Origin of the sequence: Pseudomonas sp. MYb541, assembly GCF_037479595.1 — a bacterium.
In the GTDB taxonomy this organism is placed as follows: Bacteria; Pseudomonadota; Gammaproteobacteria; order Pseudomonadales; family Pseudomonadaceae; genus Aquipseudomonas; species Aquipseudomonas canadensis.
In genome coordinates this window covers 127,758-135,101 of record NZ_JBBGYS010000011.1, presented here as the reverse complement: position 1 = coordinate 135,101, position 7,344 = coordinate 127,758, and the positions used below count along the sequence as shown (strand labels likewise).

General features: G+C 60.7%; 7 protein-coding genes. 4 read left to right on the top strand and 3 right to left on the bottom strand.

Annotated elements, in window-relative coordinates:
• Positions 1 to 94: 94 nt before the first annotated feature.
• Positions 95 to 616 (top strand): DUF6586 family protein, encoded by a 522-nt coding sequence (locus WH299_RS09480; protein WP_016975263.1) that lies wholly within the window; start codon positions 95 to 97, stop codon positions 614 to 616.
• Positions 617 to 794: 178 nt separating this feature from the next.
• Entirely contained in the window at positions 795 to 1,028 is a 234-nt protein-coding gene (locus WH299_RS09475) for a hypothetical protein (RefSeq protein ID WP_014717511.1), read from the top strand.
• A 303-nt stretch (positions 1,029 to 1,331) separates the two neighbouring features.
• Here WH299_RS09475 and sulA read toward each other — a convergent pair whose 3' ends face one another.
• Both sulA and lexA read right to left on the bottom strand, forming a co-directional pair.
• A complete protein-coding gene (gene sulA / locus WH299_RS09470; RefSeq protein ID WP_012722849.1) occupies positions 1,332 to 1,805 on the bottom strand; it encodes an SOS-induced cell division inhibitor SulA in 474 nt (157 codons plus the stop codon).
• A 10-nt stretch (positions 1,806 to 1,815) separates the two neighbouring features.
• A complete protein-coding gene (gene lexA, locus WH299_RS09465; protein WP_003172575.1) occupies positions 1,816 to 2,424 on the bottom strand; it encodes a transcriptional repressor LexA in 609 nt (202 codons plus the stop codon).
• A gap of 263 nt (positions 2,425 to 2,687) precedes the next feature.
• Between lexA and WH299_RS09460 the strand changes: the two genes are divergently transcribed.
• Positions 2,688 to 3,395, top strand: coding sequence for a TetR/AcrR family transcriptional regulator (locus WH299_RS09460; protein WP_025856990.1), 708 nt, complete (start codon positions 2,688 to 2,690; stop codon positions 3,393 to 3,395).
• 136 nt (positions 3,396 to 3,531) lie between these two features.
• Positions 3,532 to 4,542 (top strand): beta-N-acetylhexosaminidase, encoded by a 1,011-nt coding sequence (gene nagZ / locus WH299_RS09455; RefSeq protein WP_339550133.1) that lies wholly within the window; start codon positions 3,532 to 3,534, stop codon positions 4,540 to 4,542.
• 111 nt (positions 4,543 to 4,653) lie between these two features.
• On the opposite strand, the gene WH299_RS09450 is transcribed toward nagZ, so the two are convergent.
• Positions 4,654 to 7,344 carry a DEAD/DEAH box helicase gene (locus WH299_RS09450; protein WP_339550132.1) on the bottom strand — a complete coding sequence of 897 codons (2,691 nt, stop codon included), beginning with the start codon at positions 7,342 to 7,344 and terminating at the stop codon, positions 4,654 to 4,656.

The window sequence follows — 7,344 nt, the reverse complement described above, 5'->3', positions numbered from 1 at the left end:
GGGGGGGGGGGGGGGGGGGGGGGGCCGCCCCCCCCCCCCCCCCCCCCCCACTACACAGCCAGCATCACGCTTATTCGTTGTGGAGATTGCCGTCATGGCCAACGAACTCTATACCCGTACCAATCAGAAAATTTACTTCGCGGGTTTGTCCCTGGAAGCCCTTGGCCGCGCCGAGGAAGGGAAAGAGATGAATGCCATCGCGCTGGTCCAGGCGGGGCGTGAAGCAGCGTTGTTTCACCTGTACGGCGCTTTGCTGGGTTTGTGTCATGAAATCGCCGGGTTTTACCGCCTGCCTCAGGCCGGTTCACCCCGTGCAGAAATGATCATGAATCGCGAAGTGCTGGACGCGATGGCCATTCCTGAGCTGGCCGAACTGGTCGAAATGGCTCAAAGCCCGGACAGTTGGGTGGCGCGTTTGCTCAAGGCGCATGCGGATATGTTCCAGCCACCGCGTATTCCACATGTGCCCAAGGGCGATGTGACGCAGCCGCTGATCGTGGCGGTTGCGGTGGAAGAGGAAGAACCCAAGCCGTTGAGCCGTGAAGAGCTGGAGGGGTGGCGTCAGGAACTGAAAAAGATGGCGCTGCGCTTTCGCGAAGGCCTGAACGAGTGCTGATCCGCTCGTAGGAGCCGGCTTGCCGGCGATGCAGGCACCTCGGAGTGTGAGGCGCAACGCGTTGTAGTCATCGAAGCCGGCGACCATTCATCAAGCTGTCAACAAACCTGTTCAGATCCTCTGCGGGGCTGGGTGGATGACTGATATAATCCCGGCCTTTCGTGGAGAACAGACTTTTATGCCAACGTCCTTTCTGGAAATTGTTGAGTTGCCTGACGGCCGAATCGAGCTGCGCCGGGCTGAGGACGAGGGTTCTCTGGTCATTCTGGATTTTTCCGAGGACGCCAAAGTGTTCCTGCAGGGCCAGCACGTGGAAGTGGCCAAAGCCATGTTGAGCGTAGGTGTGCAGATGGCAGGTCGCCTGGCTGAAGGCGAGCCGGAGAAAGACGAAGGGCCGCGGGTTCTTCACTGAGCCCTGTGGTGAAGGAGTCTGGGGTGGTTAGACAGGCTTCTCTGGTGAGCTAGCTTGCTTGTAGTGAGTGGGCTTGTTGTGGTCAGTGAGATTATTGTGGTGAGTGGGCTTATTGTAGTGAGCGGGCTTGCTGTGGTGAGCGGGCTTGCCCCGCGCTGGGCTGCGCAGCAGCCCTAAATAGATTGACGCAGTACATCAGGTATTCCACGGTGCTTGGTTTTGGGGCCGCTTCGCAGCCCAGCGCGGGGCAAGCCCGCTCACCACAGAAGCCTGCATGTCACAGGACTTCGGCCGATCAGGCACTCAGCCCAATCGAATATTCAAGCTCTGAGCATCGCCCGTACGCGCGGCGCTGATCAGCTGTTGCTTGGCCGCAGCGTTCAGCGGGTTCAACCAGCTCACCACGGTATGGCTACGGCCCAGGCGCAGGGCTTCGCAGGTCAACTGCTGGGCACTTTGCGCACCGCGTGGTTGCAGCAGCAGGATACGCTCACGGTTGAGACCGGCGTCCCGCAGCCAGGCCTGGGTCAGGCTGGCGGGTGGGGCTATCAGCGTCAGCCAGCGGGCGTCCTGCTCTTCGCTCAATTCGCGAAGGATCGGCGCCAGCAGGCTCAGGCAGCTCCCAGCTGCACCGCGCAACGACAATTCACTGAACGCCTCAGGCTCGGCGCTCCAGGGCGCTTCGATCGTTTCCTTGAGAATGGGCGCAAGGGGTTGGGCCATGAAGGCCTCGAACAGCGACAGTTGTGTGTGTTGTGGGGTGTGCACGAGCTGCATGATGCCTCCTTTAGCGGCGAATGACGCCGACGCTCAAGCCTTCGATCACCAGGTCCTGATCTTTCAGGTTCACTTCAATCGGGGCGAACTCAGGGTTCTCGGCCAGGAGCCAGACCTTGCTGCCTTCGCGCTTGAAGCGTTTGACGGTGACTTCGTCGCCGATACGGGCAACGACGATCTGGCCATTACGGGCTTCGCGGGTAGTGTGGACGGCCAGCAGGTCGCCATCGAAGATGCCCACGTCCTTCATGCTCATGCCATGGACCCGCAACAGGTAGTCGGCGCGAGGATGGAAGAAGGTGGGGTTGATGTTGCAGGACTCCTCGACATGCTGCTGCGCCAGGATCGGCGCACCGGCAGCGACGCGGCCGATGATCGGCAGGGTCGATTCGTCGGCCTTGGCTTCGAAGCCAGGGATGCGAATACCGCGAGAAGCACCGGGGGTCATCTCGATCGCGCCTTTGCGAGCGAGGGCCTTGAGGTGTTCCTCGGCGGCGTTGGGGGACTTGAACCCCAGTTCCAGCGCAATTTCCGCTCGCGTCGGCGGGTAGCCGTTGTCATCGAGGCAGCGCTTGATAAAAGCCAGAATCTCAGCTTGGCGTGGCGTCAGTTTTAGCATGTTGATCGCTCTGTCTTTTTATACAGTGACTGGGATTATATACAGTGAACTGCGCTTGGCAATCATCCTTTTCCATGACTCCGCTGGACGGTCATCGGACGCGCTTCCTACAACGTAGAGATAGCGCTGCCTACAGACCGCTGGTGATGTGATTAAATAGCGATGAAATACATGACTGACCAGCCGGAAAGCGGACCCGCAGGCTTGACAAGACACAACCTGAAACGTATGTTTCAAACAAGTGTTTGTCAGGCGGAGTAGCCATGGCCCAGTCGGAAACCGTTGAACGCATTCTCGATGCTGCCGAGCAGTTGTTCGCGGAAAAAGGATTTGCTGAAACTTCATTGCGGCTGATCACCAGCAAGGCTGGGGTCAACCTGGCTGCCGTGAACTACCATTTCGGCTCGAAGAAAGCCCTTATCCAGGCGGTGTTCTCGCGCTTCCTTGGGCCCTTCTGCGCCAGCCTTGACCGTGAACTCGAGCGTCGCCAAGCCAAGGCCGACCATAAGCCGACCCTGGAAGACCTGCTGGAAATCCTCGTCGAACAAGCCTTGGTGGTTCAGCCCCGCAGCGGCAACGACCTGTCGATCTTCATGCGCCTGCTAGGCCTGGCGTTCAGCCAGAGCCAGGGTCACCTGCGGCGTTACCTGGAAGACATGTACGGCAAGGTATTTCGTCGCTACATGTTGCTGGTCAACGAGGCCGCCCCGCGTATTCCGCCTATCGAACTGTTCTGGCGTGTGCACTTCATGCTTGGTGCCGCCGCGTTCAGCATGTCCGGGATCAAGGCGTTGCGGGCCATTGCCGAAACCGATTTCGGCGTGAACACCTCCATTGAGCAGGTCATGCGCCTGATGGTGCCGTTCCTGGCGGCTGGCATGCGTGCCGAGACCGGCGTGACTGACCCGGCCATGGCCGCAGCCCAATTGCGCCCGCGCAGCAAATCCGCGCCAGCCCCCGCCAAGGTTTGACCGACCCGGGTGTGCGCAGCCGCTTGCATCCGCTAAGCTAGCGGCCCATGCCGAATTCAGCTATTTACTCACAACCCGTTGTGCTCACTGTGCCTGGTGAGGGCAACGGGTTGTGTGCGTTCTATAAGGAAGTTTTATGACTGCTGCCCTGCAAGGCTCTTTGATGGTCGACGTTGCCGGTACCTGGCTGACGGCCGAGGATCGCCACCTGCTGCGCCAGCCTGAAGTGGGTGGCCTGATCATTTTCGCGCGCAATATCGAGCATCCGCGCCAAGTGCGGGAGTTGAGCGCGGCGATTCGTGCCGTGCGCCCGGACCTGCTGTTGGCCGTCGACCAGGAAGGCGGTCGCGTGCAGCGCCTGCGCCAGGGCTTTGTACGTCTGCCGGCCATGCGTGCGCTGGCGGATAACCCCAACGCGCAATTCCTGGCCGAGCAGTGCGGCTGGATCATGGCCACTGAAGTGCTGGCCGTGGGCCTGGACCTGAGCTTCGCCCCGGTACTCGATCTGGACTATCAACGCAGCGCCGTAGTCGGCACCCGCGCCTTCGAAGGCGACCCCGAGCGTGCTGCCGTGCTGGCGGGCGCATTCATCCGTGGCATGAACAGCGCCGGCATGGCCGCCACCGGTAAACACTTCCCGGGCCATGGTTGGGCCGAGGCCGATTCCCACGTCGCGATTCCCAATGACGAACGCAGCCTGGAAGAGATTCGTGCCAACGACCTGGTGCCTTTCGCACGCTTGAGCCGGCAACTGGCCGCCGTCATGCCCGCCCATGTCATCTACCCGCAAGTCGACGCCCAGCCTGCCGGCTTCTCGCGCCGCTGGTTGCAGGACATCCTGCGCGGTGAGTTGCAGTTCGATGGGGTGATTTTCAGTGATGACCTGTCCATGGCGGGTGCACATGTGGTCGGTGATGCAGCCAGCCGGATTGAAGCGGCGCTGACGGCCGGTTGCGATATGGGGCTGGTGTGCAACGATCGTGCGGCGGCTGAGTTGGCGTTGAGTGCGGCACAGCGGATGAAGGTCGCACCGTCGGCGCGCATTGCGCGGATGCGTGGGCAGGCAATTGCTTCGACGGAATACAAGCAGGATCCGCGTTGGCTTGCGGCGCTGACTGCGTTGCGGGATGCTCAACTGATTGGCTGAACACCGCGGCGCGGCCTTCGCGAGCAAGCCCGCTCCCACATTCGACCGAGTTCCAGCTTTGGAATGCAGTCAAATGTGGGAGCGGGCTTGCTCGCGAAAGCGGTCTGGAAGTCAGCGCTTTTCTTGCTTATTGGGCAACGGCGCAAACAACGCCTCAATATCCTCATTGCCCAACTGCCAATCCCCCGTCGTACGCCCATCCAGCACGCCCGCTGCCAGGTCGGATTTTTCCTTCTGCAGGTGCTGGATTTTCTCTTCCACCGTGCCCCGGGCAATCATCTTGTAGACGAACACCGGCTTCTCTTGCCCGATGCGATAGGCGCGGTCGGTGGCCTGGTTCTCCGTGGCCGGGTTCCACCAAGGATCATAGTGGATCACCGTATCGGCCTCGGTCAGGTTCAGGCCAACACCGCCGGCCTTCAAGCTGATCAGAAAAATCTGCAGCTTGCCGCTCTGGAAGTCCTTCACCGGCGTGCGCCGATCCCGGGTCTGGCCGGTGAGCAGTGCGTAGGCCACGCCGCGTTTTTTCAGCTCGACTTCGATCAGGCTCAACATCGAGGTGAACTGGGAAAACAGCAGGATCCGCCGACCCTCCTCAAACAGCTCCTCAAGCATTTCCATCAAACTATCGAGTTTGCCTGAGCTGCTGCCATGTGCGGGCAGGGTCGCGTCGTTGACCAGCCGCAAATCGCAACACACTTGGCGTAACTTCAGCAGCGCCTCAAGGATGATGATCTGGCTGCGCGCCACGCCTTTGCGGGTGATCTCGTCGCGGACTTTCTTGTCCATGGCCAGGCGCATGGTTTCGTACACGTCGCGCTGGGCTTCATTGAGGTCGACCCAGTGGATGATCTCGGTCTTGGGTGGCAACTCAGTCGCCACCTGTTCCTTGGTGCGGCGCAGCAGGAAAGGTTTTATCCGACCGTTGAGGTGTTGCAACCGCACATCACTGGCACGCTTTTCGATGGGCACGCGGTAATCGCGGTTGAAGCTTTTTACATCACCGAGCCAGCCAGGCAGCAGGAAGTGAAACAACGACCACAACTCGCCCAGGTGGTTTTCCAGCGGCGTGCCGCTCAGGCACAGGCGTTGGCGTGCGTTCAGCTCGCGTGCCGCCTGGGCCGCCTTGCTGGACGGGTTCTTGATGTACTGGGCTTCATCGAGGATCAGTACATGCAAGGGCAGGGCGGCGAGTTGTTCGATGTCCTTGGGCAGCAGCGCATAGGTGGTCAGCAGCAGGTCATAGTCCGGCAGGTTGGCGAAATGTTTCTTACGCCCTGCGCCATACAGCGCCAGCACCTTGAGTTGCGGTGTGAAATGCGCCGCCTCATCCAGCCAGTTGGGAATCAGGCTGGTGGGCATCACCACCATGCACGGCCGATCCAGGCGACCAGCGTTTTTTTCAGTGAGAATATGCGCCAGGGTCTGTAGGGTTTTGCCCAGGCCCATGTCATCCGCAAGTATGCCGCCGACATCAAGCTGACGCAGCGACTGCATCCAGCTCAAGCCTTCCAGTTGGTAAGGGCGCAAGGTCGCGTTCAGCCCTTCAGGCGCTACACACGTGAAATCCTTGATATCCCGCAGGCGCTGGGCAAAGTTGCGGATCTTCTCGCCACCTTCCCACTGCAGCGGTAGGTCTTCCAGCGGGTTAAGCCGGATCGCATCCGCCTTGGCCAAGCGCAGCGTAGTGGTGCCGGCTTCCTGTAGGTAAAACTCACCAAGGGTCGCCAGCACCGGTTTCAATCGGCCGTAGGGCAGCGCCACTTGTATCGGGCCGTGACCATTGGGCAGGCCTGGGATGTTCACCAGAATCAGCTCATCATCACGGCGCCGCGCCAGCTTCTCCGGGTTGAGGATCTCGGTGTGGGAACGCATCAGGTTTAGCAGGATCGGCAACAGGCTCAGTCGCTCGCCGTTGACGATGATCCCCAGCTCCAGATCGAACCAATCACGCTCCGGACCTTCGTCAACCGTGGCGTACCAGTCATCGACCGCGCTGAGGTCGAAGCCGAAATCATCATCGATCAGCAGCTCCCAACCCTCGGCTCGCAGTGTCGGTGTGGCATTGAGGGTGAAGGTCAGCCAGGCACTGTCATTGACCATCTCGAACAGCTCGCCGGCGCTTTCCGGCAGTGCCTTGCTCTGGCGCGTGGCGATCTTGAAGCCCAGCAGGCGCAGTTGTTCGCGATACGGTTGCTCAAGCTCCGGATGCCGCTTGATGCGCAGGCTCTGGGTGTCCTGTCGCACGATGATGTCGGCGTTTTTCTGCCCGCTGACGTAGTTGCCCAAGTAGTTGAACGACAGCGCCGCCCGGTGCTGGATATAGCGCTGCATCTTGCCGTTGCGCGGTTCAAAGGCGCTGAATTCGACGCTGGCCATCCACAGGCGCGGCACCGGTACCACGTCTTCCATCACCACTTGCGGCAGCACCGCCCGGTTTTCCAGCACGGCCTGGAGTTTTTCCAGCAGCTCGGCATCCTGTGCGGCGGCGGGGTAGGCCAGGGTTTCCTGGACCTTGAGCAATACCGCGGCGATGTGTTTGCAGTTGGTGTGCACCGGGCAGGTACAGCGGCTGTCCACCAGGATCAAGGTGCCCTTGGCCGATTCGCGCAACGAGATGGTCTGCCGATACACGTTGCCGCCGGAGCCTTCGCAACTGGCGACGATGGTGCTGTCGCCGCATTCGACGATGCGCACCCGGTTTTCCAGCGCATAACGTCGCCCGCGCTCAAGGCTCTGCTCTTTAAAGCGATTGGCCCAGGAAGGCGCCAGGGGTTTGGTCAGCGACGACGTGAGGGACAT

Bases quoted from the DNA above. Each gene is read 5' to 3' on its own strand.
- WH299_RS09480 (WP_016975263.1), top strand. From the start codon at position 95: ATGGCCAACGAACTCTATACCCGTACCAATCAGAAAATTTACTTCGCG.
- WH299_RS09460 (WP_025856990.1), top strand. From the start codon at position 2,688: ATGGCCCAGTCGGAAACCGTTGAACGCATTCTCGATGCTGCCGAGCAG.
- WH299_RS09475 (WP_014717511.1), top strand. From the start codon at position 795: ATGCCAACGTCCTTTCTGGAAATTGTTGAGTTGCCTGACGGCCGAATC.
- WH299_RS09450 (WP_339550132.1), bottom strand. From the start codon at position 7,344: ATGTCCCTCACGTCGTCGCTGACCAAACCCCTGGCGCCTTCCTGGGCC.
- sulA (WP_012722849.1), bottom strand. From the start codon at position 1,805: ATGCAGCTCGTGCACACCCCACAACACACACAACTGTCGCTGTTCGAG.
- lexA (WP_003172575.1), bottom strand. From the start codon at position 2,424: ATGCTAAAACTGACGCCACGCCAAGCTGAGATTCTGGCTTTTATCAAG.
- nagZ (WP_339550133.1), top strand. From the start codon at position 3,532: ATGACTGCTGCCCTGCAAGGCTCTTTGATGGTCGACGTTGCCGGTACC.